Origin of the sequence: Streptomyces sp. NBC_00207, from assembly GCF_045160965.1 — a bacterium.
In the GTDB taxonomy this organism is placed as follows: domain Bacteria; phylum Actinomycetota; class Actinomycetes; order Streptomycetales; family Streptomycetaceae; genus Streptomyces.
The window spans coordinates 1,065,868-1,086,996 of sequence record NZ_CP130715.1 but is presented as its reverse complement, the minus strand read 5'-3'; the positions used below and the strand labels follow the sequence as shown (position 1 = coordinate 1,086,996).

Annotated in this window: 18 protein-coding genes and 1 pseudogene; 11 read left to right on the top strand and 8 right to left on the bottom strand. The window is 73.1% G+C overall.

Annotated elements, in window-relative coordinates; genetic code table 11:
* Nucleotides 1-8: 8 nt before the first annotated feature.
* From OG472_RS05555 to OG472_RS05525, 7 genes and pseudogenes are all read left to right on the top strand, one after another.
* Nucleotides 9-1,637 (top strand): annotated as a pseudogene (locus OG472_RS05555) (AMP-binding protein); the annotation flags it as partial.
* Nucleotides 1,629-2,210: an acyl-CoA thioesterase gene (locus OG472_RS05550; RefSeq protein WP_401604495.1), complete on the top strand. Its 582-nt coding sequence runs from the start codon at nt 1,629-1,631 to the stop codon at nt 2,208-2,210. The pseudogene OG472_RS05555 and the gene OG472_RS05550, both read left to right, overlap by 9 nt.
* On the top strand, nt 2,192-4,498 hold the full coding sequence (locus OG472_RS05545; RefSeq protein ID WP_401603207.1) for an FAD-dependent monooxygenase: 2,307 nt from the start codon (nt 2,192-2,194) through the stop codon (nt 4,496-4,498). The genes OG472_RS05550 and OG472_RS05545 overlap by 19 nt, the downstream gene beginning before the upstream one ends.
* Nucleotides 4,499-4,510: 12 nt before the next feature.
* On the top strand, nt 4,511-5,530 hold the full coding sequence (locus OG472_RS05540) for a carbon-nitrogen hydrolase family protein (RefSeq protein WP_401603206.1): 1,020 nt from the start codon (nt 4,511-4,513) through the stop codon (nt 5,528-5,530).
* Nucleotides 5,527-6,645, top strand: a complete 1,119-nt coding sequence (locus OG472_RS05535; RefSeq protein WP_405941026.1) for a cupin domain-containing protein — start codon at nt 5,527-5,529, stop codon at nt 6,643-6,645. The genes OG472_RS05540 and OG472_RS05535 overlap by 4 nt, the downstream gene beginning before the upstream one ends.
* 18 nt (nt 6,646-6,663) lie before the next feature.
* Entirely contained in the window at nt 6,664-7,575 is a 912-nt protein-coding gene (locus OG472_RS05530) for a fumarylacetoacetate hydrolase family protein (protein WP_405941025.1), read from the top strand.
* 63 nt (nt 7,576-7,638) lie between these two features.
* Entirely contained in the window at nt 7,639-8,370 is a 732-nt protein-coding gene (locus OG472_RS05525; RefSeq protein ID WP_401604493.1) for an Asp/Glu racemase, read from the top strand.
* Between the two features lie 12 nt (nt 8,371-8,382).
* On the opposite strand, the gene OG472_RS05520 is transcribed toward OG472_RS05525, so the two are convergent.
* From OG472_RS05520 to OG472_RS05500, 5 genes are all read right to left on the bottom strand, one after another.
* Nucleotides 8,383-8,859, bottom strand: a complete 477-nt coding sequence (locus tag OG472_RS05520) for a hypothetical protein (protein ID WP_405828188.1) — start codon at nt 8,857-8,859, stop codon at nt 8,383-8,385.
* Between the two features lie 4 nt (nt 8,860-8,863).
* Complete coding sequence (locus tag OG472_RS05515) at nt 8,864-9,907, bottom strand: zinc-dependent alcohol dehydrogenase family protein (protein ID WP_405941024.1); 1,044 nt, start codon at nt 9,905-9,907, stop codon at nt 8,864-8,866.
* A gap of 46 nt (nt 9,908-9,953) precedes the next feature.
* A complete protein-coding gene (locus tag OG472_RS05510; protein ID WP_405941023.1) occupies nt 9,954-10,808 on the bottom strand; it encodes a DMT family transporter in 855 nt (284 codons plus the stop codon).
* 108 nt (nt 10,809-10,916) lie between these two features.
* Nucleotides 10,917-11,729 (bottom strand): RimK family alpha-L-glutamate ligase, encoded by an 813-nt coding sequence (locus OG472_RS05505; protein ID WP_405828184.1) that lies wholly within the window; start codon nt 11,727-11,729, stop codon nt 10,917-10,919.
* A complete protein-coding gene (locus OG472_RS05500; RefSeq protein ID WP_405941022.1) occupies nt 11,726-12,652 on the bottom strand; it encodes a RimK family alpha-L-glutamate ligase in 927 nt (308 codons plus the stop codon). Before OG472_RS05500 ends, OG472_RS05505 begins: the two co-directional genes overlap by 4 nt.
* 150 nt (nt 12,653-12,802) lie before the next feature.
* On the opposite strand from OG472_RS05500, the gene OG472_RS05495 reads away from it, so the two are divergent.
* On the top strand, nt 12,803-14,221 hold the full coding sequence (locus OG472_RS05495) for a hypothetical protein (protein ID WP_405941021.1): 1,419 nt from the start codon (nt 12,803-12,805) through the stop codon (nt 14,219-14,221).
* A 9-nt stretch (nt 14,222-14,230) separates the two neighbouring features.
* Nucleotides 14,231-14,962 carry a hypothetical protein gene (locus OG472_RS05490; protein ID WP_376618239.1) on the top strand — a complete coding sequence of 244 codons (732 nt, stop codon included), beginning with the start codon at nt 14,231-14,233 and terminating at the stop codon, nt 14,960-14,962.
* A 397-nt stretch (nt 14,963-15,359) separates the two neighbouring features.
* On the opposite strand, the gene OG472_RS05485 is transcribed toward OG472_RS05490, so the two are convergent.
* From OG472_RS05485 to OG472_RS05475, 3 genes are all read right to left on the bottom strand, one after another.
* Nucleotides 15,360-16,085: an anti-sigma factor family protein gene (locus OG472_RS05485; protein WP_401603189.1), complete on the bottom strand. Its 726-nt coding sequence runs from the start codon at nt 16,083-16,085 to the stop codon at nt 15,360-15,362.
* Complete coding sequence (locus OG472_RS05480; RefSeq protein ID WP_383564703.1) at nt 16,082-16,693, bottom strand: sigma-70 family RNA polymerase sigma factor; 612 nt, start codon at nt 16,691-16,693, stop codon at nt 16,082-16,084. Before OG472_RS05480 ends, OG472_RS05485 begins: the two co-directional genes overlap by 4 nt.
* A gap of 83 nt (nt 16,694-16,776) precedes the next feature.
* Nucleotides 16,777-17,775 carry a DUF1996 domain-containing protein gene (locus tag OG472_RS05475; protein WP_405941020.1) on the bottom strand — a complete coding sequence of 333 codons (999 nt, stop codon included), beginning with the start codon at nt 17,773-17,775 and terminating at the stop codon, nt 16,777-16,779.
* Nucleotides 17,776-17,955: 180 nt separating this feature from the next.
* Between OG472_RS05475 and OG472_RS05470 the strand changes: the two genes are divergently transcribed.
* Together OG472_RS05470 and OG472_RS05465 are read left to right on the top strand one after the other, a co-directional pair.
* Entirely contained in the window at nt 17,956-18,705 is a 750-nt protein-coding gene (locus tag OG472_RS05470; RefSeq protein ID WP_401603185.1) for a DUF1838 family protein, read from the top strand.
* 506 nt (nt 18,706-19,211) lie between these two features.
* On the top strand, nt 19,212-21,020 hold the full coding sequence (locus OG472_RS05465; protein ID WP_401603184.1) for a S8 family peptidase: 1,809 nt from the start codon (nt 19,212-19,214) through the stop codon (nt 21,018-21,020).
* The last annotated feature ends 109 nt before the right edge of the window (nt 21,021-21,129 follow it).

The window sequence follows — 21,129 nt, the reverse complement described above, 5'->3', positions numbered from 1 at the left end:
GCCGCCCCATGGAGCTCTCCCCTTCCGCGCATGCCGATTCCTTCTGTCGGGACCGGCTGCCGCCCTTCACTCTCTGGCCCGAACTCCACTTCGAACTACCGGAGTTGGACTACCCGGACCGGCTCAACTGCGCTCGGCGCCTGCTCGACGACGCCGTCGAGCGGCTGGGCCCCGACCGCCCCTGTCTGCTCACCCCGACCGAGCGCTGGACCTATGGCGAACTGCAGCAGCGCGCCAACCAGGTCGCCCAGGTCCTCACCGAGGACTTCGGCCTCGTTCCCGGCAACCGCGTCCTGCTGCGCGGCCCCAACAACCCGTGGCTCGTCGCCACGTGGTTCGGGGTCCTCAAGGCCGGCGGGGTCGCCGTCACCACCATGCCGATGCTGCGCGCGTCCGAGCTCACCGAGCTCACCGACATCAGCCGGCCCCTGCTCGCCGTGTGCGACCACCGCTACGCCGACGAGCTCGACCCGGCCCGCCGCCCCGGCGGGGCGGACGCGCAGGACCTCCCGGACCTGCCCGTCATCACCTACGGCGGTCCCGGACCGGCGGACCTGACCGCGCTCTGCGCGGCCAAGGACGGCCGGTTCGACACCGTGACGACCGCCGCGGACGACGTGGCGCTGATCGCCTTCACCTCCGGCACGACCGGCCGCCCCAAGGCGACCCTGCACTTCCACCGGGACGTGCTCGCCAACGCCGACACCTTCTCCCGGCACGTCCTCAAGCCCCGCCCGGACGACGTCTTCACCGGCACACCGCCGCTCGCCTTCACCTTCGGGCTCGGCGGACTGGTGGTCTTCCCCCTCTACGTCGGGGCGGCCACCCTGCTGATCGAGCAGGCGGCCCCGCTGCAACTGGCCGAACTCGTCGCGGCCCACGGCGTGACCGTGCTGTTCACCGCGCCCACGGCCTACCGCGCGATCATGGAGGCCGGGGCGGTGGACCGGCTGGCCGGGCTGCGCCGCTGCGTGTCCGCCGGGGAAGCGCTGCCGGCCGCGGTCTGGCACGAGTTCCACGCCGCCACCGGGCTGCGCATCATCGACGGCATCGGCGCCACCGAGATGCTGCACGTCTTCATCTCCGCGGCCGACGAGGACATCCGGCCCGGTTCCACCGGCCGCCCCGTTCCCGGCTACCGCGCCGCCGTCGTCGACGAGCACGGCGATCCCGTCCCGGACGGGCAGCCCGGCCTGCTGGCGGTCACCGGCCCCACCGGCTGCCGCTACCTCGCGGACCCGCGCCAGGCCTCGTACGTCAGGAACGGCTGGAACATCACCGGCGACACCTACATCCGCGACGCGGAGGGCTACTTCTGGTACGTCGCCCGCAGCGACGACATGATCGTCTCCTCCGGCTACAACATCGCGGGCCCCGAGGTGGAGAAGGCCCTCGCCACCCACCCCTACGTCGAGGAGTGCGCGGTCGTCGGTGCCCCGGACACGCGGCGCGGCATGGTCGTCAAGGCCTACGTCGTCCTGGGTGCCGGTGTCCCGGCGGCCGAGGGGACCGTCCGTGAGCTCCAGGCCCACGTCAAGCAGACGATCGCCCCGTACAAGTACCCGCGCGCCGTCGAATTCGTGACGGAACTCCCGCGCACCGGCACCGGGAAGCTCCGGCGCGGAGCACTGCGCGAGCGCGCCCTCTCCGACGCGGCGGCACCGGCCCCCACGGCACCCGCCGCGGCGGAAGAGGCCCCGGCGGCATCCGCCCCGACCGCGCCGCCGCCCCCACCGTCGTCCCTGCAGCCCAGCGTCGTCGTCGAACGCCGGGTCGAATGGACCGACACCGACGCGGCCGGCCACTACCACCACTCCACCGTCGTGCGCTGGGTCGAGGCGGCGGAGGCCGTCCTGCTCCACCGCCTCGGCCTGTCCCACCTGTTCGGCAGCACGCCCCGGGTCCATTTCGAGGCCGACTACCGGGCCCGGCTCTGGTTCGGGGACGCGGTGCGCACCGAGCTGAAGGTCACCAAGGTCGGCTCGGCCTCCCTGCACTACGCCTTCACCGTGCGCGGCGAACAGGGCGGCGAGGCGGCCACCGGCCGCATGGTCATCGCCCATTCGGCCGCCCACGCGACCGGGTCGACCCCCTGGCCCGCCGACGTACGGGAACGGCTGGGCACGGCGGGGCCGCAGGAACCCGAACTGCTCACCCGCGCGGAATCCGCGCAATCACCAGGAGGTACGGCGTGCGCGTCGCAGTCATAGGAGGAGGGCCCGGCGGACTGTACTTCGCGGCCCTCACCAAGCAGCTCTCCCCGCACTGGGAGGTCACCGTCTGGGAACGCAACGCTCCCGACGACACCTTCGGCTTCGGCGTCGTCTTCTCCGACGAGACGCTCGACGGCATCGCCCAGGCCGACCGCGAGATCCACGCGGCCATGTCCGCGGAGTTCGCCCGCTGGGCCGACGTCGACGTCCGCTACCGGGGCTCCACCCTCACCTCGGGCGGGCACGGCTTCGCCGCCCTCGGCCGCCGGCACCTGCTGCGGATCCTCCAGGAGCGCTGCGCCGCCCTGGAGGTGGACGTCCGCTACCGCACCCAGGCCCCGCCCGCCGCCGAACTCGCCGCGTCGTACGACCTGGTGGTGGCGTGCGACGGCGTACGGTCGGCCACCCGCGCCGCCTACGCCGACACCTTCGGCACCGACCTCGACGAACGCACCGGCCGCTACATGTGGCTGGGCACGGACAAGGTCTTCGAGGCGTTCACCTTCATCGTCGACGAGCACGACTTCGGCACCCTCCAGGTGCACGCGTACCCCTACGACGCCACCCGCTCCACCTTCATCGTGGAGATGGAGGAGGAGGCGTGGCGGCGCGCCGGCTTCGAGGAGTTCGCCGCCCTCGACCACCCGCCGGGCACCAGCGACGACGACAGCATCCGGCGCTGCGAGGAGCTCCTGGCGGACCATCTCGACGGCCACCGCCTCCTCCCCAACAACTCCAAGTGGCTCCGCTTCACCACGGTCCGCAACCGCACCTGGCGCCACGAGAACGTCGTCCTCCTCGGGGACGCCGCCCACACCGCGCACTTCTCCATCGGCTCCGGCACCAAGCTCGCCATGGAGGACGCCCTCGTCCTCGCCGCCAGCCTGCACGAGCACCCGGACGTGCCGACCGCGCTCGCCGCGTACGAGGAGGAGCGCAGGCCGGTGGTGGAGTCCACCCAGCGCGCCGCCCAGGCCAGCCTGGAGTGGTTCGAGCACATCGACCGCTACACCGGCCAGGACCCGTACCAGTTCGCCTTCAACCTCCTGACCCGCAGCCGCCGCGTCACCTACGACAACCTGCGGGTGCGCGACGAGAAGTTCACCACCGCGGTCAACCGCTCCTCGACCGTGCCGCCGATGTTCCGGCCCTACCCGCTCGGCGGACTGCTGCTGCGCAACCGGGTCGTCGTCCCGCCCACCGCCCTGCACACCGCGCGCGAAGGCGTCCCCGGCGACTTCGACCTCGTCCACCTCAGCACGCAGTCCCTCGGCGGCGCCGGCATGGTCCTCGCAGGGATGACGGCCGTCAGCACCGACGGCCGGGCCACCCCCGGCTGCCCCGGCCTGTGGAACGACGAACAGGAAGCGGCCTGGCGGCGCATCACCGACTTCGTCCACGGCCAGTCCGACACGTGCCTCGGCATCCAGCTCACGCACGCCGGACGCCGAGCGGCCGCGCACGACCGGCAGCCGATCGCCGCTTCCCCGCTGGCCTGGGACGAGCGGAGCCCGGTGCCGCGCGAGGCCGACCGGGCCGACATGGACGCTCTCGTACGGGACTTCGTGAGCGCCGCCCGGCGCGCCGACCGGGCCGGCTTCGACGTGCTGGAACTCCAGTACGGGCACGGCCACCTGATGTCCGGCTTCCTGTCCCCGCTGACCAACCGGCGGACCGACGAGTACGGCGGCGACCTCGACGGCCGGCTGCGGCTGCCGCTCGAAGTGCTGCGTGCCGTACGGGAGGTGTGGCCGGCCGGCAAGGCGCTGCTCGTACGGATCTCCGCCGCCGACTGGGCCGAGGGCGGCACCAGCGAGGCCGACGCGGTCGCGATCGCCCGCGCGCTCGCGGGGGCGGGCGCCGACGCGGTCGACGTCTCCACCGGCGAGGTCGTCTCCCACGAGCGGCCCCGCTACGGCCGCAGCTACCAGACCCCCTACGCCGACCTCATCCGCAACGCCACCGGGATCCCCACCATCGCCGTCGGCGCGATCTCCACCTACGACGACGTGAACTCGATCATCCTGGCCGGCCGGGCGGACCTGTGCGGCGTCGGCCGCGCGCAGATCCACGACCCGCTGTGGACCCTGCACGCCGCCGCGGCCCAGGGCTACCAGGGCCCGGCCGCCCCCTGGGCGCGCGCCTGGCGGGCGGGCAGCGGCCGGCCCCCGTCGGCCCGCACCGACCGGATCCCGCCCCGCCTCGAACTCCTGCGGCAGCCCGCCGCGTCCGCCCACCGCCGCTGGCTGCCGCGCGCCGCCGCGCCCGCGCCCGTCCCCCGATAGCCGGAGGTTCCCATGCCCATGGACAGGGAGAACCTGCCCCGTTTCACGGCGGCGGCCGTCCAGGCCTCGCCCGTCTACCTCGACCCCGCCGCCACCGTCGACAAGGCCGTCGCCCTGATCGCCGAGGCCGCGGCCCACGGAGCCGAACTCGTCGTCTTCCCCGAGGTGTTCGTCCCCGGCTACCCCTACTGGAACTGGACGATGAACCCGGTCCAGGGATCCCCCTGGTTCGAGCGGCTCCAGCGGGCCTCCGTCGACCTCCCCGGCCCGCACGTCGACGCCCTGCGGGCGGCCGCCCGCCAGCACGGGATCGTCGTCGTCATCGGCGTCAACGAGCGCGCCCCGCACAGCCTCGGCGTCCTCTACAACACCCTGCTGACCATCGGACCCGACGGCGCCCTCCTCGGCGTCCACCGCAAACTGGTGCCGACCTGGGCCGAGAAGCTCACCTGGACCGGCGGGGACGGCAGCTCGCTCGTCGTCCACGACACACCCGTCGGCCCCCTCGGCGCGCTCGCCTGCGGCGAGAACACCAACACCCTGGCCCGCTTCACGCTCCTCGCGCAGGGCGAACTCGTCCACGCCTCCTGCTACATCGCCCTGCCCGTCGCCCCCGCCGACTACGACATGGCCGACGCGATCGCCGTCCGCACCGCCGCCCACAGTTTCGAGGGCAAGGTCTTCTCCGTCGTCGCCTGCTCCACGATCTCCCCGGAGATCGTCGACCTGATCGCCGGGGACGACGAGGAACTGCGCAAGCAGTTCACCCGTCCCCGCAGCGCCCTGTCCGGGATCTTCGGCCCCGACGGCCGCCCGGTCACCGAACCCCTCGTGGACGACGAGGGCATCGTCTACGGCGAGATCGACCTCGCCCGGTGCATCCAGCCCAAGCAGATGCACGACATCACCGGCCACTACAACCGCTTCGACATCTTCCGCCTCGAAGTCGACAACCGCCCCCGGCTGCCCGTGACCTTCACCGTGCCCCCGGCCCCCCGCACCGACACCGCCGCCCCTGAGGAGGACGTATGACCAGCGAGCAGGACGACACGATGCTCGGCCGCGCCCGGGTGTCCGACACCCCCGAACTCACCGCGTACTACGACGAGCTCGCGGCCCTCGACGCCGGCGCCCTGTGGACCGTGGCCAACGACATCGAGCCCTGGTACCCGCAGCCCCGGTCCGTGCCGGTGCTGTGGCGCTACGACGAGCTGCGCCCCCACGTCCTCAAGGCCCTCGGTCTCGTCAAGGGCGACGACGCGGGCCGCCGCGTCGTCATGCTCGTCAACCCGGGCCGCAAGGACGTCAGCGCCGCCGCGGGGCTCCTCTACACCGGCCTGCAGATCATGGGCCCCGGCGAGGCCATGACCGCCCACCGCCACCAGGCCGCCGCCCTGCGCTTCGTCCACGAGGGCACCGGGGCCTGGACGATCGTCGACGGCCAGAAGCTGAAGGTCGGCCCCCGCGACTTCGCCATCACCCCGAACGGCACCTGGCACGAGCACGGCAACGACGCCGAGGACGGTCCCGTCATCTGGCAGGACGGACTCGACATCCCGCTGGTCAACGCCCTGGACGCCGGGTTCTACGAGGTCCACCCCGAGCTGTACCAGACCCCTGGAAAGGTCATCAACTCCTCGGTCCTGACCTACGGAGCGAACCTCTTGCCGTACGGGGTGGAGAAGTGGACCCGGCCCTACTCCCCGCTGCTCGCCTACCCTTGGGAGCCCACCTACGAGGCGCTGCGGGGCCTCGCGACGGCCACCGAGGGCTCCCCGTACGACGGCGTCATCGCCGAATACACCAATCCGGTGACGGGCGGCCCGGTCATGCCCACCATGGGCGCCCACATGCAGCTGCTGCGCCCCGGCCAGGCCACCCTCGCCCACCGCCACACCGGCTCGGTGATCTACACGGCGGCCAAGGGCCGCGGAGTCTCGGTGATCGCCGGACAGCGCTTCGAGTGGAAGCAGGGCGACATCTTCTGCGTCCCCTCCTGGGCCTGGCACGAGCACCACAACCTCGACCCGGCCGAGGACGCCTGCCTCTTCTCCTTCAACGACTTCCCCGTCATGCGCTCGCTCGGTTTCCACCGGGAAGAGGCGTACGCCGACAACGGCGGGCACCAGCCCGTCACCGCCGCCTGACCCACGAGGAGCCCCAGCATGCGCTTGCTGACCTTCACCACGGAAGCCACCGGAACCACCGAACGCCTGGGCGTCGAGGCCGACGGCCTCGTCCTCGACCTGGCGGTCCTGGCCGACCACGCCGGCGTGCGGCTCCCGCACGACCTGCTGTCCTTCGTCCAGGCCGGCCCGGCCGCGGAGGAAGCGGCCCGTCGGCTGCTCGCCGCGGACCCCGCCGGACCGCTCGCCGGCGCCGTCCACCGGCTGGAGGACGTGACCCTGCGCGCCCCGCTGCGCCCCGGCAAGATCATCGGTGTCGGCCTCAACTACATCGAGCACGTCGAGGAGTCCAGCCGCAGCCTCGACACCGACAAGGACCTGCCGCCGCGCCCGGTCCTCTTCGGCAAGCCCGCCACCGCCGTCACGGGACCGGGCCAGCCGATCCTGCACAACGCCGACCTGACCACCCAGCTGGACTGGGAATGCGAACTCGCCGTCGTCATCGGCCGCACCGCCCACCGGGTGAGCGAGGAGGAGGCGTACGACCACATCTTCGGCTTCAGCATCATCAACGACATCAGCGCCCGCGACCAGCGCCGCTCCGGCCAGTGGTTCTTCTCCAAGGGCCAGGACTCCTACGCCCCCTTCGGCCCGGTGATCGTGACGCGCGACGAGATCCGCGACCCCATGGCACTGGACCTCTCGCTGCGCGTCAACGGCGTCACCAAGCAGAAGTCGAACACGCGCCACATGCTCTTCCCGATCGCCCGCCTCATCGCCGACATCAGCTCCGGCATGACCCTGGAACCCGGCGACGTCATCGCGACGGGCTCGCCCTCCGGCGTCGGCGCCGGCATGGTCCCGCCGGAGTTCCTCACCCCCGGTGACACGGTGGAAGCCACCGTCGAGCTGATCGGCACCCTGACCAACCCCGTCGTCGACGCCCGCTGAGGAGCACCCGTGGCACCACGCACCTACCGCATCGGCCAGATCGTGCCGAGCTCCAACGTCACCATGGAGACCGAGGTCCCGGCCATCCTCCGGGCCCGCGAGGCCGTCGCACCCGACGAGCGCTTCACCTTCCACTCCAGCCGGATGCGCATGACCCACGTGACCCCGGAACAGCTCAAGGCCATGGACGCGGACTCCGACCGCTGCGCCGTGGAACTGTCCGACGCCCGGGTCGACGTACTCGGCTACGCCTGCCTGGTCGCCATCATGAGCATGGGCCTCGGCTACCACCGGACCTCGGAACAGCGGCTGCACACCCGCACCGCCGAGAACGGGGCACCCGCCCCCGTCGTCACCAGCGCCGGAGCCCTCGTCCACGGGCTGCACACCATCGGCGCCAAGAAGATCGCGCTGCTGGCCCCCTACATGCGCCCGCTCACGCGGACCGTCGTGGACTACCTCACGCACGAGGGCATCGAAGTCCTCGACTACGAGGCCCTCGAGATCCCGGACAACCTCGACGTCGCCGCCCACGACCCGGCCCGGCTGCCGGGCCTCGCGCAGGCCCTGGAGTACTCGGACGCCGACGCCGTGGTGCTCTCGGCCTGCGTGCAGATGCCGTCCCTGGGCGCCATCGAGGAGGCCGAACAGCTCCTGGGCAAGCCGGTCGTCTCCGCGGCGGTCTGCACCGCCCACCAGATGCTCCGGGCCCTGGACCTCGACGCCGTGGCCCCGGGGGCCGGCCACCTCCTGTCGGGCAAGTACGCGCGGGCACCCCTGCCCGGGCAGCCCTAGGCCGTCTCTGGGCTACCGCATGGGCGGCGGCACCGTGTAGTTCGGGATCGACGGGTCCTTCGGGTCGAAGGGCGTCGGCTTCCAGCTCGCCGGCGGCGGACGGTCGGGCGCCGGCGGCGGGTTGGGGCCCCGGTTGGGGTTCTGCGGGATCTCCGACGGACCCCCAGGGGTCCGCTTCGGCGCCGGTTCGCCGGTGGCCGAAGGCCTCGCGTCCGCGCCGGGCGTCGAGGCCGGGGATGACGGCTGCGCGGTCGCCGGCTCCGAGGGGGAGGGAGCCGGCGGGGCGCTCGCCGGGGCGGAGTCCGGGGCCGGGGCGCCGGGCTTCCCGGCGTCCGGTCCGGCCGCGCCGCCCGAGCAGCCGACCAGCATCAGGGCGCCCGCCAGCGCCACGGTCACGGCGCCCGCCACTCGGTTCCCGGAGCCCATGCCCACCGCCCGCCCTCGCCGTACGGTCCGTCCGTTCGGGTCGGGCGATCGTAGCTCAGCCACGTGTCTACGCCCCCGGCAGGATGATCGTGACCCCGCGCCCGGGCGACGTACCCATCGCGGCCAGCGCGGCCGGGGCCGCGTCCAGCGCGATCGTGGAGGTGACCAGCAGGTCCGGGCGCAGCACCCCGCCCCGGACCAGCTCCATCATCGGCGCGTACGCGTGCGCCGCCATCCCGTGGCTCCCGAGGATCTCCAGCTCCCAGCCGATCACCCGGTCCATCGGCAGGGCGGCCGCGCCGGCCGCCGCCGGAAGCAGCCCCACCTGCACGTGCCTGCCCCGGCGGCGCAGACCGCTCACCGAGGCCGCCGCCGTCACCGGCGACCCCAGGGCGTCGAGCGAGAGGTGTGCGCCGCCCCCGGTCAACTCCCGTACCACGGCAGCGGTGTCGGCGTGGGCCGTAACGTCCACACCGTGCACGGCGCCGAACTTCCGCGCCAGCTCCAGCGCCCCCGGCGCCGTGTCCACGGCGACCACCCGCGCCCCGGCCGCCACCGCGATCATCACGGCGGAGAGGCCCACCCCGCCGCAGCCGTACACGCTGACCCACTCGCCCGCCGCGACCCTGCCCCGTGCCACCACCGCCCGGAACGCCGTCGCGAAGCGGCAGCCGAGCCCGGCCGCCGTGGCGTACGAGAGTTCCCCGGGCACGGCGACCAGGTTCACGTCGGCGTGGTCCAGGGCCACGTACTCGGCGAAGGAACCCCAGTGGGTGAACCCGGGCTGCGTCTGCCGCGCGCAGACCTGGTGGTCACCCGCAGCGCAGTCGGCGCAGCTTCCGCAGGCGCACACGAACGGGGCCGTCACCCGGTCGCCGACTCGCCAGTTCGTGACTCCGGCCCCCACCGCCTCGACCACGCCCGCCAGTTCGTGCCCGGGGACGTGCGGCAGCACGATGTCCGGATCGTGCCCCATCCACCCGTGCCAGTCGCTGCGGCACAGCCCGGTGGCCTCCACCCGCACGACCACCCCGCCCGCCGCCGGACGCGGCTCCGGCACGTCCCTGACCTCGGCCTGCTCCCCGTACCGCTCGAAGACCACCGCTCGCATGGCTCCCGCCCTCCGCTCGACTGACCGGCACGCTACCCGCCGCCCCTCAGGGCGCGCCGTCCCCGGCCCTCGCGAGGGCCAGCACCCCCGTGCAGATCAGGGCGATGCCCAGCAGCTGGGGGAGCAGCCACCAGCCCGACCGCAGGTGTTCCTCGTAGAGGACCACGCCCAGCGCGATGCTGATGCTCGCGTCGCCGAGGGTCAGCGCCGGCTGCGAGGCGACCAGCGGCCCGCCCTGCAAGGCGTGTTCGAGCAGCAGCAGGGCGCAGATCCCGCTCGCGCCGAAGGCGTACGTCTCCCAGGCGGTCAGGAACGCGCCGATGCCGTCGTCGTCGAGGACGTGCACCGCGGACTTCATCAGGGCGGCGGTGAGCGCGTAGCAGACGGCGGTGGCCGCGCCGAGGCAGCCGGCGCGCGAGCGGCCGGGCTGGCGGCGCAGCCCGGCCACGGCCAGCAGGGCCACGACGACCGCGCAGGCGGCCAGGGCCACCGCCCAGCGCGCGGCCGGCACGTCCGTACGGTTGCCCTGGGGCGAGGCGGCCACCAGCGCGATCCCGAGCCCCGCCACGACCCCCGCCACGGCCAGCCACAGCGCCCCCGGCAGCCGTTGGCGCGTCACCAGCGAGGCGATCAGCAGGGCCAGCGGCAGCTCCAGCACGAACAGCGGCTGCACGAGGGCCAGCGCGCCCGTGGCCAGCGCGAGGGCCTGCCCGACGCCGGCCGCGATCACGGCCAGGATGCCGCCGACCCACACCGGCCGCCGCAGCAGGTCGAGGACCAGACCGAAGCGGAAGCCGTCGCTCTGCGGCACGGTGAGCGCCGCCCGCCGCTGGAGCACGGTGGCGAGCGCGTTGCTGAGCGCCGCGAACAGCGCGAAGAGGACCGGCAGGACGACGCCCATGCCCCGATCCTCACCGCCCCCGCCGCAGGGCCGCGCCACGACACCGGGCGGCGGCCGTCCCGCCGCACGCATTCGCCCGTCCGGACGCGCACGTGCGTCGCCCCGGGACTACGGGCGGCGGCTCGGGGCCCGGCGCAGGGTCAGGGCGGCGAGGGCCGCCGGGGCGCCTGACTGGCCGCGGACACCGGGAAAGGCGTTGACGTCCACGATCAGCGGTGTGCCGCCGCCCGTGTCGATGATGTCCACGCCGTAGACGTCCAGCGCGAACACCGCGCCCACCTCGCGCACCAGGCCGGCCCATCCGGACGGCAGGTCGTCCAGGGCCAGCGGCACATTGGGGCCCCGCCCGCCGGGGGAGAGCTCGGAGCGGCGCCGGGCCGCGAAGACCTGGTCCCCGATGGCCCACAGCTTGTGGTCCCAGCCGCTGTTGGGCGCGTACTCCTGCACCACCACCGGCTCACCCGGCCAGGCCCGTGCCAACTCGCGCAGCGCAGTGGCGTCGTCGGCGCGGGCGACGAGATCGCCCTTGCGGTTGCGCCGGCTCTTGACGACCAGAGGAGCGGTGAACGGGGTTGCGGAGGCCCACGCCGAGAGGGGGCCGACGGTACGCGTCGCGGCGAACGGCAGCCCGGCCCGCAGGGCGAGCCCGGCCATCTCCGTCCGGTCCTGGCACAGCGCCGTGGCCGCCGCGGAGTTCACCACGGCCGCGCCCCGCCGCTCCAGCTCCCGTGCGAGCCCCACGGCGTGCGGGGTCCCCGACTTGAGCAGGTAGACATCGGCCGGCCGCCGGGGCACCGGCACCGGAGCGCCCCCGGGCGGGGTCGGATCGAGCGCTTCGACGACGTGCTCCGGAGCCAGCAGCGCGGCGGCCCCAGCCAGCAGCGGGTGCCCGGGCTCCGGGGTGATCAGGCCGATCCTCATACGCTCTCGCCCGCCCCCGCCCGGACCTGCGCCGGAATCGAGAGGGGCAGCGTCGGGAACGGCACCGCCGCGGGTGCGGGCTGGGGGGAGGCCGCCTGCTGCTGCGCACGACCGCCCGTCCGCGCCAGCTCCAGCACCGCCTTGGCCACCCGCGCCGCCGCGTCGGGCACCTGACGGAAGCTCGGGAAGTCGTTCACGTCGACGACCACCGGCCCGTCCGGGCCCAGCAGCACGTCCACCCCGTACAGGTCCAGCCCGTAGACCTCTCCCACCTGGGCGGCGATCGCGGCCACCTCGGCCGACAGCGGCACCCGGCGCTCCCGTACCGAGGGGTCCGGGTGCAGCGGGGAGCAGCGCTCGGTCGCGAAGAGCTCGCCGCCGACCCCGTACACCTTGATGTCCGTGCCCGAGTTGGGCACGTACGGCTGGGCGATCAGCATGCCCTCGCCCGCGAGCAGCGGAAGCATCGTCTCCAGCTGCTCCGGCGAGGACACCATGCGCACGGCCCGTCCGGAGCTCCCGTCGGCGGGCTTGACGACGAGCGGGTACTCCGCCGCCGGTACCTCCCTGAGCAGTTCGGGGCAGGCCACCGCGTACGTGGTCGGCAGGGGCAGCCCCCGGCCGCGCCCGAGGGCGGCGGCCAGCGCCTTGTCCCGTACGCCCCGGATGGACCGGGCGTCGTTGACGGTGGCCATCCCGGCCGCGGCGGCGGCTTCGAGCAGGGTGAGCCCCGGCCCGCCGGAGACGGTCTTGAGCACCCAGGCGTCGTGCGCGCCCGCGTCCACCGTCTCGGACATGCGCAGCAGCGAGCCGCCCGGCCGCACCACGTCCACCCGGTGCCCCCACGCGGTCAGCTGCCCGATCACCTCGTTCGGCATGCCGTCGTGGCGGTAGTGCTCCTCCACCAGGAAGCAGAGCCTCATCGACCTTCCCCATATTCCCCGGACGTCCGCCGATTCCGTCCGGCGAGTTGTGACGTCACAGGATGTCATGGACCGCAATGTGATGATCGGTCCGCGTGTGGGCTTCGTTGCTACGCTGCCCGTTTTGGATCAACGGGGGAGGGATCGGGCATGGGCGATCACTGGACGGGGCTGCTGCACGCACTGGTGTGGAACGAGGCCGCACCGGCGGACGTGCTGCTGCGGCTGCTCGGCCACGAAGACGAGTGGGTGCGGCGAGCGGTTGCGCGGCGCGCGGTTCTGCCGCAGGAGGTGATCGAGGCCGTTCTGGTCCACCCGGACCGCCGCGTCCGGGGCACCTTCGCCGAGAACGGCAACGCCGACCCCGGCCAGCGTGCCCGGCTGGTCGACGACCCGCTCCCGGCCGTCCACCTCGCCCTCGCCCACGGCCCCATGGCCTACCGGCAGCCCGTGGCCCCGCTGCCCGACTGGGCGTACGAGCGGCTGCTCAACCATCCCAGGGGCCTGGTGCGCAGCGAACTCGTCTCGTGGGGCGCCACGCCCGCCCACATCCTGGCGGGACTCGCGGACCACGAGGACCCGGCGTTCCGGCAGGCGGCCTGCCGCGCCTGGGACCGGCTCGCGGACGAGGCCCGGCAGCGGCTCCTCCACGACGAGGACCCGGACGTCCGGCAGGCCGCCGCCCTGCACGTCTGCCACGAGGACGAGGAGCGGACCAGCCTGCTCGTCGGCGGGCTGGGAGGCGGGTGGCAGCTGGGCGAGGTCCTGGCGAAGGGCCGGCTCACCCGGGAGCTCGCCGAACGCCTCGTCGAGGAGGGCGAGCGGCTCGCGGCGATCGCCTCCAACCCCTCGCTCCCGCCCGACCTGGTGGCGCGGCTGGCCGTCGACCCCGACCCGCGGGTCCGGCTCCAGGTCTCCGCCCGCCCCGAACTGGGCGAGGCCGAACGCGCCGCCGTCGACTACACGGTCGGCGCCGAGGACCGGCTGCCCACCCTCGGCTGGGTGTGGGAGCGCCGCGAGGACGCCGAATTCCTCCGGACGTGCGCCCGGTCCCCGCACACCTGGCTGCGGCGCAGCGCCGCGGTCTGCCCCGGCCTGCCAGCCGATGCCGTCGAACTGCTCGCGCAGGACGACGACTTCGCCGTACGCCTGCTGCTCGCCGAGTTCCACCCGGAACCGCCGCCCGAGCTGCTCCTCGACCTCTACCTGCACGGCACCCACCGCGCCGTGGGCATGCTGGTCACCCGGCCGGGCTTCCCCGCCGCCGGGCTCGCCGCGCGCCTCGGCGACTCCCCGGACCCGAGGGCCCGGTGCCTGGCCCTGCGCGACCCGGGTCTGGAGCCGGAGCTCCTGGACCGGCTCAGCCGGGACCCGCAGACGCGCACGCAGGCCGGCCGGGACCCCCGGCTCCCCGTGGCCCGGATCCGCGAACTCCTCGCCGACCCCGACCGGGACGCGGCGGCGGCCGCCGCGGCCAACCCTGCGCTCCCCGCCGGGGACATGAGACGCCTGCTCGACCGGGCCGGGGTGCCGGAAATCCCGGTGAATGATCGGACAATCGGCTGCTAGGTTGATCGCGTGCCGAAGTTGAATCAGATCATCGCAGTGGAAAAGGGCGTCAAGTCCAAGTCCCTCCAGGAGCTCACGCAGGCTCACCACGACGTCCAGAAGCCCGCCCTGCTGGCCGGCATCTCCCGGACCTACCAGCCCAAGGACGAGGAGGGCGAGCAGCTGCCGCCCGAGTCCACGCGGGTACAGGTCAAGGCGGAGGACGTGCTGCGGGCGACCGCGGGAACCCTGACGCGGCTGTTCGACGTGACGGCCACCAAGGACTGGGCGAACCGCACCGCGGCCGCCGACGTCGTCGTGGACGGGACGGTCCTGCTGGCGCAGGTGCCCGTGCCGTACCTGCTCTTCCTCGAGAAGCAGCTGACGGACATGCACACCTTCGTGCGGAAGCTGCCGGTGCTGGACGCCTCCGAGTCCTGGAACCTCGACCCGTCGACGGACTCCTGGAAGACGGACCCGGTGCGCACGATCCGCACCAAGAAGGTGCCGCGCAACCACGTCAAGGCCGAGGCCACCGAGAAGCACCCGGCGCAGGTCGAGGTCTACTACGAGGACGTCCCGGTCGGGTACTGGACGACCGTGAAGTTCTCCGGAGCGCTGCCCGCCCGCCGGGTCAACGAGCTGCTCGACCGCGTGGAGAAGCTCCAGCAGGCGGTCAAGTTCGCCCGCGAGGAGGCCAACAGCGCCGAGGTCACCGACCAGCGGGTCGGAGACGCAGTGTTCGGCTACCTGTTCAGGTAGCCCCGAAATCTCCCCCTGTACGTCTGCAGGGGGTGCGCGAGAGCGCAAGCTGAAACTGATGTTGAAGCTGAACAGGGGTGTCAGTTGGGGGTTCGAATCCCTCCCCCGGCATTGCGTGCCGGGGTGGCCCAAGCTGGTAGAGGCGGCCCCGTTAATCTCAGATTCTCGCTCCAGTCTCAGTATTCGCCGCCGAACACCGGATCGACCGAGCGTGGACGATCATCGATGGATGGGGGTTCAAGTCCCCTCTGTGCCTCTCCTCATGGCGCGGTAGTTCAAAGGTAGAACACGTCGATCTAAGAATGATCCGCGACTCTTAAACGTGCCGGTGTGCGCAATTGGGTGGCACGCAGGAGCCCGGGAGCTGGATATGCTCCCGGGCTCCGTCACACCCCGGTCAGGCCGGTACGGACACGAAGGTCCGGCCCGCCTCGTTCTCCACGATGACCGCCTTGACGTTCGCCGGATCCACCGCCGCCGAACCGTCCAGCGAGGCGCCCTTGCCCTCGCCCTTCTCCTGGCCGCCCACGACCCAGCCGCCCGCGGTCGTGCGCGTACCGTCCTTGGAGACCACGACCAGCCGGCACCGCTCGCCCTGCGGCACTCCCGTGACCGCCGCGTGCAACCGCACCCACTTGGCGGCCGGAGTCATCTGCACGGTCATCCGCGCGCCCGTGCCCGGATCGGTAGCCGAGAGCACCTTCGTCCCGGCGGGCGGTGGTGAGGGGTCCGCCGAAGCCGTCGGGGACGGCGGCAGGGGCAGGGCGACGGAATCGGGATCGCCGGCGCCCAGCTGCGTACCGGCCCAGAACACCGCGGCCAGCGAGGCCGCCACGGCCAGTCCCGCCAGCCCCGCGCGCCGGCGCTCGGCACCGGCCCGCTCACCGCGCATCTGCCGCAGCGTGCGCTGGAGCAGCAGGTCCCCGCCCTGCGGCGGCCCGTCGAGGAACGCCTCCTCGGGCACCTCGCCCAGTGCCGCTTCCATCTCGCGCAACGCGGCCACCTCCTCCCGGCACTGCACGCATCCGCTCATGTGATCCTCGATCCGGCGGACCTCCTCGGCGTCCAGGACGCCGAGCACGTACGGGCCGAGCAGTTCCTCCTCGTGCCGCTGCCGGTTCATGCCACCACCTCACGCAGTCCGGCCGGCCGCTGGGGCGGCCCGCCCGGTCGTTTGCCATCTCTGAAGCTGCTGTCCTTGGAACGCTGGTCCCGGAAGACGTCGCGCAGGGCCTTGAGCGCGTAGTGCGAACGCGATTTGACCGTGCCCGCCGGGATGCCGAGGGCGTCGGCCGCCTCCGCCACGCTGAGCTGCCGGTAGTACAACTCCTTGAGGACGTCGCGGTGTTCCGGCGACAGCTGATCGAGGGCCCCGAGGACCGTCATGCTGTCCACCACCGCGTCGGCGTGATCCGCCTCCACCGGGGGAGTGGCCGAGGCTCCGGAGACCTCCGGCGGCCGCGCGGCCTTGGCCCGGTACCGGTCGGTGATGATGTTGCGGGCCACGGTGAGCAGCCAGCCGCGCACCGAACCCTTTCCGTTGACCAGGACTTCGGAATGCCGCCAGGCCCGGATGAGCGTCTCCTGGACGACATCCTCGGCGGCGGCCCGGTCCCCGGTCAGCCGGGTGGCGTACGCGAGCAGGGCGTGACCGTGCTCCTCGTACACCGACTTGATCAGTGCCTCATCGGTCGAGCCCCGCCGAGTGCGGGGCCACAGTGGTCCGGCCATCTCACCCTCTCCGTCTTCCTCGCTTAGGTGGTGCTGTCGGAACACGCCGCCGGCGCCCGCACGGTTCACGTGAGCTGTGTCACTCAGGTCCGGCAGGCGCGGCCCTCGTTGAGGCAGCCGACGACCGCGGCCATCTGCCGGTCGGTCATCGCGTTGACGAACATCGCGTGGTCCGTCTTCGGGCTGTGCCGCTGCTCGGGGAAGGAGTCGAGCGCCACGGGCACCCCCGCGGGGACCTCGTAGGCGAGGGAGACGCGCAGTTCGGGCACCGGGAAGAAGTCCGGCGGGCAGACGCCGTTCGTGCCGGGGAAGCGCAGGTGCGAGCGGTGTCCGGCGCCGGCGGTGTCGATGCCGTTCCAGCAGCTCGGGAAGACCAGCGTGCGGGTGACCCGCTCGTCCCCCGGGCAGCGCGGGTAGCGGGTCGTGGACCGGTCCGGGGAGCCGGAACACCCCCAGCGGGCCCGTACGTCGGCGTCGCCGGCCGCCGTGTACGCGACGGCGTCGCCCGTGATCCCGCGCAGGAAGCGCGGCATGGCCACCACCTTGCTCACCGGGCTGCCGCGGAACTCCACCAGGACCGAGACCTCCGGCAGGATCTCGCCCGTGTTCCCGTGTCCCGCCGAGTGCTCGTGGGAGCGCGTGCCCGGCCGGTCGAGGCGCCGCAGGACGGGCCAGTAGTACGTCGACCGGTCGCCGCCCCTGCAGCTCGTGGCGGCCGCGGCCAGGGAGGCGTCGGTCGACATCGCGTCCGTGGACAGGTTCCCCACGTACGCGTGGGTGTGGTGGGCGCCGGCCCGCAGGCCGGGCGAGACCACCAGGTTGTCCTCGTTGTAGTGGCCCTGCTCGTTGCGGCCGCAGTCCACCACCACCGAGCCGGTGGATGCGTCGGCGCCCGGGGCGGGAGCGGCGGCCGGGACGCGTGGAACGTCGCGTATGTCCACGTAGTCGGAGGGCGCCGGACGCCCGGCCGCGGTCGCTCCGTGCGGACCGGCCGCCCGCGAGGCACCCAGCACCGCAGCGGTCAGTCCGCCCCCCAGGACCAGGCAGATGACGAGTGTGAGCAGTCGGCGTTCTTTCCCCATGGCGGTCACGGTTGCCGGTGGCGCGACCGCCGTCAACCTGGCATCCGCATGGCGGTCGCCGCCCGGTCGGCGATCCCCGGATCCACCCGTCCCCACCAGCCACTCAAACCCCTTGGAGGGGGCTCCGGTTGTCCGTGCGGGCCCTTGCCCGGCCGTCCCGCGACCGCGCAGAGTGGGCGCATGACTTCAGCCGCGACACCCGCCGAGCTCCTGGAAGCATTCGCCCGCACCCGCGCCTCGCTGGACGGCCGCGAGGTCGTCTTCTGGTGGACCGGTGACGTCCACTCCTGGGCCCCGGGGGAGCCGTACCGGCGCCTCTTCGGCTTCGAAGGGCTCAACGTCGCCCGACTCGTCGCGGACGAGGAGACCGGCGGCTACCAGCTGCTCTCCCGGGAGGCCGCGTTCTACCTGGACCCCCGGACCCGGGAGATCACGGAGACCTGGGAGGGCAAGCCGGTGGTCCACGTCTGGAACGACCCGGCCAACCAGAAGTGGCGGCCGTTCCCGGTGCCCGTGACCGAACTGGGCGACCAGGTCTGCTTCAGCCTGGAGATCCCGCTCGCCTACCCCTCGCCCCTGCCGGTCGAGGAGTACCCGGCCCAGTCGGCCGACGACACCTACCGGGCACTGGAGCTCTTCCAGTTCTTCACGCCCGCGTCGGTGCTGGCCACCGACGAGGTGAGCGTCCCCTCGACGATGTCCTGGACGCGGATGTCCCCGTGGCTGCCCTGGATGGAACAGGGCGCCCGCCCCGGCGGCCTCACCTTCCACTGCCGGGGCCGCAAACTCGACGCGTACGCGCAGGTCCCCGAGCGCACCCGCGCGTACATTGCCGACCACCACCCCGAATTCGCCCACGCCCCGGAAAAGTGGAGCGAACCGAACGAGACCAGCTGGACCTACTTCCGCAAGCTCTTCCCGCCCAGCTAGCGGCGCCGGCCGGACAGCCCGTTCGGCCGGGGCCCGCGTCGCCCGCGCACCCGCCGGGTCCCGGCCGCCGGTCCCCGCGGACCGGACAGCGTGGGCCGGCCCTCACCGGGCGCGACCGCCGGGCGACTTCCGCGGGCCCCGCCCGACGTCGTAACCGCTGGTCGCCGGGGCCCCGAGGGACCCCCGGGGGGTGCGGCAGGGGGCGGACAAGGGTTTTCCCCGTATCGAGTTCATCGCCGCGTTGCCTACTGTCTGCCCACCGGCGATCTTCCCCAGGCCGGGCGGTTCACACGCCAACCCCACATGGCGTGTAGGCCCCACCGTCCGGGGGAGCGCCGGGACGCCGTTGCCCCTGCCCCGCCGTTGCGGCCGGGACAACGTGGCGCGCGGCGGCGGCCGGGGCGAGACCGACCAACTCGCTCCCGGCCCCGCGGCCGCCGGAACCTCCCACACTGCACCGACCGGCCGCTCCGGCCTGCCCGGAAACGGCCCTCGAAGGGGAACACGTGCACGCTTCCAGACGTCGGCTCATATCCGTGGCGGCCATCTCCGTCACCCTGCTCGCCGGATCCGCCACCGCCACCGCCTCGGTGGCCGCGGCCGTCGAGGCCCCCGGCCAGGCGCCGGCCGCCACGGTCGCCGTCACCGCGCCGGTCCAGAACCTCATCGTCGGCTACAAGTCCTCGGCCACCGAGGCCAGCTCGAACACCGCGGCCGCCGACGACGCCGCCGCCAAGGGCAAGAAGGCCGGCAAGAAGGCGAAGTTCGACCGCCGCCTCGGCACCGGAGCCGCCCTGGTCAACCTCGGCGGAACGGTGGCCCCGGCCGACGCGGCCGACGTGATGGCCCAGTTCCGCGCCGACCCGGACGTCGCCTACGTCGAGCCGGACTCCCGCGCCTACGCCCAGGCCGTCACCCCGAACGACACCGAGTACGCCAAGCAGTGGGACCTCTTCGAGCCCACCGCCGGCATGAACGTTCCCGCCGCCTGGGACAAGACCACCGGCTCCGGCGTCACCGTCGCCGTGATCGACACCGGCTACGTCGCCCACTCGGACGTCGCCCCGAACATCGTCGCGGGCTACGACTTCATCTCCAGCGCCGCCGACGCCCGTGACGGCAACGGCCGCGACAACAACCCCGCCGACCAGGGCGACTGGAACGCCACCGACGGCGAGTGCGGCCTCGGCTCCAAGGCCAGCAACTCCTCCTGGCACGGCACCCACGTCGCGGGCACCATCGCCGCGGCCACGAACAACTCCAAGGGCGTCGCGGGCATCGCGTACGGCGCGAAGATCCAGCCCGTCCGCGTGCTCGGCAAGTGCGGCGGCGCCACCTCGGACATCGTCGACGCCATCACCTGGGCCTCCGGCGGCTCCGTGGCCGGTGTCCCGGCCAACGCCACCCCGGCCAAGGTCATCAACATGAGCCTCGGCGGCTCGGGCACCTGCGGCACCAGCTACCAGAACGCCATCAACGCCGCCGTCGCCCGCGGTACGACCGTCGTCGTCGCCGCCGGCAACAGCAACGCGGACGCGGCCAACTTCTCGCCCGCCAGCTGCAACAACGTGATCAACGTCGCCTCGACCAACCGCGCGGGCGACCGCTCGTACTACTCGAACTACGGCGCGATCATCGACGTCGCCGCCCCGGGCGGTGAGACCCGCCGCGCCACCGACACGCCCGGCACCGTCACCACCCCCGAGAACGCCATCCTCTCCACGCTGAACGCGGGCACCACCACCCCCGGCGCCGAGATCTACAAGCCCTACCAGGGCACCAGCATGGCCGCCCCGCACATCGCGGGCCTCGCCGCCCTGCTGAAGTCGGCGAACTCCGCGCTGACCCCGGCGCAGATCGAGTCGGCGATCAAGACGAACGCCCGCCCGCTGGCCGGCACCTGCACCGGAGGCTGCGGCACCGGTCTCGCCGACGCCGCCGCGACCGTCGCCGCCGTCACCTCGACCCCGCCCACCCCGGGCTTCGAGAACGGCACGGACTTCGCCATCGGTGACAACACCACCGTGGAGAGCCCGATCACCGTCAGCGGTGTCACCGGCAACGCCCCGGCCACCCTCAAGGTGGGCGTGAACATCGTGCACACCTACATCGGTGACCTGAAGGTCGACCTGATCGCCCCGGACGGCAGCGTCTACACGGTCCACAACCGGGCCGGCGGCAGCACGGACAACATCAACCAGGTCTTCACCGTCAACGCCTCCTCCGAGGTCGCGAACGGCACCTGGAAGCTCCGTGTGAACGACAACGCCGGCGGCGACACCGGCAAGATCGACTCCTGGAACCTCGCGTTCTGAGGCGCCGGTGACCGGCTTCCGGCCGGTTTCCGGTCCGCCCGCCAACTCGGCCTGACGGGCCGATAGTACGGACCAGTAATGATCCCCCGGACCTGCTGATACACCTCGT

Bases quoted from the DNA above. Each gene is read 5' to 3' on its own strand.
- OG472_RS05515 (WP_405941024.1), bottom strand. From the start codon at position 9,907: ATGCGAGCGGTGGTCTTCGAGCGGTACGGGGAGCAGGCCGAGGTCAGG.
- OG472_RS05535 (WP_405941026.1), top strand. From the start codon at position 5,527: ATGACCAGCGAGCAGGACGACACGATGCTCGGCCGCGCCCGGGTGTCC.
- OG472_RS05505 (WP_405828184.1), bottom strand. From the start codon at position 11,729: ATGAGGATCGGCCTGATCACCCCGGAGCCCGGGCACCCGCTGCTGGCT.
- OG472_RS05470 (WP_401603185.1), top strand. From the start codon at position 17,956: ATGACTTCAGCCGCGACACCCGCCGAGCTCCTGGAAGCATTCGCCCGC.
- OG472_RS05510 (WP_405941023.1), bottom strand. From the start codon at position 10,808: ATGGGCGTCGTCCTGCCGGTCCTCTTCGCGCTGTTCGCGGCGCTCAGC.
- OG472_RS05485 (WP_401603189.1), bottom strand. From the start codon at position 16,085: ATGAACCGGCAGCGGCACGAGGAGGAACTGCTCGGCCCGTACGTGCTC.
- OG472_RS05525 (WP_401604493.1), top strand. From the start codon at position 7,639: ATGGAGACCGAGGTCCCGGCCATCCTCCGGGCCCGCGAGGCCGTCGCA.
- OG472_RS05500 (WP_405941022.1), bottom strand. From the start codon at position 12,652: ATGAGGCTCTGCTTCCTGGTGGAGGAGCACTACCGCCACGACGGCATG.
- OG472_RS05475 (WP_405941020.1), bottom strand. From the start codon at position 17,775: ATGGGGAAAGAACGCCGACTGCTCACACTCGTCATCTGCCTGGTCCTG.
- OG472_RS05495 (WP_405941021.1), top strand. From the start codon at position 12,803: ATGGGCGATCACTGGACGGGGCTGCTGCACGCACTGGTGTGGAACGAG.
- OG472_RS05480 (WP_383564703.1), bottom strand. From the start codon at position 16,693: ATGGCCGGACCACTGTGGCCCCGCACTCGGCGGGGCTCGACCGATGAG.
- OG472_RS05540 (WP_401603206.1), top strand. From the start codon at position 4,511: ATGCCCATGGACAGGGAGAACCTGCCCCGTTTCACGGCGGCGGCCGTC.
- OG472_RS05530 (WP_405941025.1), top strand. From the start codon at position 6,664: ATGCGCTTGCTGACCTTCACCACGGAAGCCACCGGAACCACCGAACGC.